General features: G+C 37.6%; 3 protein-coding genes and 1 pseudogene. 2 read left to right on the top strand and 2 right to left on the bottom strand.

Annotated elements, in window-relative coordinates:
- Window positions 1–183, bottom strand: a pseudogene (locus tag PG901_RS11160) (integrase core domain-containing protein); the annotation flags it as partial.
- A gap of 6 nt (window positions 184–189) precedes the next feature.
- Window positions 190–1,077, bottom strand: a complete 888-nt coding sequence (locus PG901_RS11155) for a LysR family transcriptional regulator (protein WP_271134429.1) — start codon at window positions 1,075–1,077, stop codon at window positions 190–192.
- A 135-nt stretch (window positions 1,078–1,212) separates the two neighbouring features.
- Between PG901_RS11155 and PG901_RS11150 the strand changes: the two genes are divergently transcribed.
- The gene (locus tag PG901_RS11150) at window positions 1,213–1,704 is read left to right on the top strand and encodes a CidA/LrgA family protein (RefSeq protein ID WP_201563750.1); all 492 of its coding nucleotides are present in this window, start codon (window positions 1,213–1,215) and stop codon (window positions 1,702–1,704) included.
- A 9-nt stretch (window positions 1,705–1,713) separates the two neighbouring features.
- Window positions 1,714–2,234: LrgB family protein (locus PG901_RS11145; protein WP_271134428.1), on the top strand; the 521-nt coding region annotated here is incomplete at its 3' end.

Here is a 2,234-nt window from a genome sequence, read left to right as displayed (position 1 = left end):
GCTCTCAAACTCAAAAGGCGATACATAGCCCAATGCACTGTGTATACGCTTTTTATTGAACCGATCTACCCAATTCAATGTCGCAAGTTGTACATTCGCTAAACCTTGCCAATCTGCTTTTAAATATTCAATTACCTCTGTTTTGTATAACCTATTCCCTGTTTCAGCCAAAGCATTATCAAAGCCTGGTTATATATTTTTTCTTATGTTATCAAGCCAAGCTCGCATACTTGGTGTAAGCAAGCGATGACGGCGCCAAGCCATGACAAGCTCCCATTTTAACTGAGGTTGGGTTAGTGGCAAGCAGACTAATCCTGTTAAATCCAACTTTTGAGTATAATATTGAGGCAAAAGAGTCACGCCCATATCCTGTTTTACCATGTCAAGAAGCAAGTGCCACTGATTGGTTTGGCAAATAATATTAGGTTCAAAACCTAGTGATTGACAGTTTTCTATAATCATCGGAGTAAATGATGAATTGGAGGCAAATAAAATTAGGGGTGCATTCGATAGTGACTTAAGTGTTACCTTGGTTTTTTGCTTACCCATACGGTTCTTATTTGCTACGACCACCACTGGATAGCAACATATCGACAAGTAGTCAATATCATCGTCAATCGGCTTCATCAATGTTGCCACATCAAGTTGCCCCTCTAGAAGGGCCTGCTTAAGTGACTCAGCACCATCTTCGATAAGTGAAGTTTCTATACTAGGATGCATTTGGTAAAAGTTAAAAATAGCTTTGCTTAGTATTTCACTGCCTAGCGGTGAAATCCCCAGACGCAATTTACCACCTATAAATTGCTGATAATCTACTACTGTTTGTTCAAGATTATCTGCCTTTTGTAAGATATCCACTGCTTGAATATAGAGGTTTTCGCCAATTTCCGTTAAATTAACTCGCCGCTTTTTATGAGTTAAAGGCTTATCAAACAGAGCTACGCCTAAATGTTCTTCAAGATTACTGATGGATTTGGTAACGGTAGGTTGGGTTAAATTGAGTTGAATACTGGCTTGAAGAAACCCACCTGTTTTTACGACTGTCACAAAGCAGCGTAATTGTTTCAAAGTTATCATAAATAATAAACCACAGTTAGGAAGGATAATGAAATTTATTATAGAAATTAGGAATAAAAATAAAAATATAATTCATAATTTATGACTGTAGTGTTCTTATAATAAGTGGTCTCTAATTAACAAACAACAACTATTATGCGTAATCTTAATATTCGCTTACTCCTCTCTTTTGTAGCTGAAAAAAAACTTACACTTCAAAAGTTTTACCGTCAACCCTTGCTTCATGTCCTTATGCAATGCGCTATTATCGCAGCTGTCTGGTATTGTGCTGCGATATTGGTTGAGTTATTGCATTTACCCGTATCCTCAGGCGTCTTAGGAGTGCTTTTAATGCTGATCTTATTAATGAGTGGTGCTATTAAGGTTAACTGGGTCAGATTGGGTGCAAAATTTGTTTTGGGTGAATTAGTATTAATGTTTATCCCGCTTATGATGTCAATACTTCAGTATAAGGCGCTGTTTGTCAGTCAGGGATGGCAATTAATGCTGACAATTATCTTGAGTACCGCGATGGTGATGTTAAGTTCAGCATTAACTTTTATCATGGGGCGCCGTTTGCAACGTAGATTGTATCGTCATCAGATACATAAAGCCCAATTAAACCTAAAAAATGATAATAATGCGTGAGTATTTGCGATGAATACTTGGTCAATCCTTTGTCTCATTTGGACATTAGCTGCTTATTATATGGCTAAAGTAATCTATGTGCGCTATCGAAAATCTTGGCTAAACCCTGCTATCACGGTTCCAGTAATAACGCTTTCATTAATGATTATTTTTAATATCTCTTATGATACTTATTGGAAGGATACAGCTTGGATTGTGCAGTTACTTGCCCCCGCAACGGTTGCGTTTGCTATACCTATTTATGAGTATCGTCGTTTAATACGTCAACATGCTTTGGCTTTGACCGCTTCTATAACTGTTGGGATGGTGGTGGGAGTCTTAAGCATATATATATTCGCTGGCTTGTTCCATTTTGATAGGACCTTGACCTATAGCTTGATGGCCCGTTCAATATCGACACCATTTGCGTTAGACTTATCTGAAAAAATTCACGGATCTTCCTCTTTAGTTTCATTGTTTACTTTGATTACAGGGATGGTGGGAATGATTTTAGGGGATATGATTTTGACTTTTTTTCGTATTCGCTCACA

The organism is Psychrobacter sp. ANT_H3 (assembly GCF_027919975.1).
Lineage (GTDB): Bacteria > Pseudomonadota > Gammaproteobacteria > Pseudomonadales > Moraxellaceae > Psychrobacter > Psychrobacter maritimus.
The sequence above is the reverse complement of the archived record's forward strand: the minus strand, read 5'-3'. Positions and strand labels throughout refer to the sequence as shown.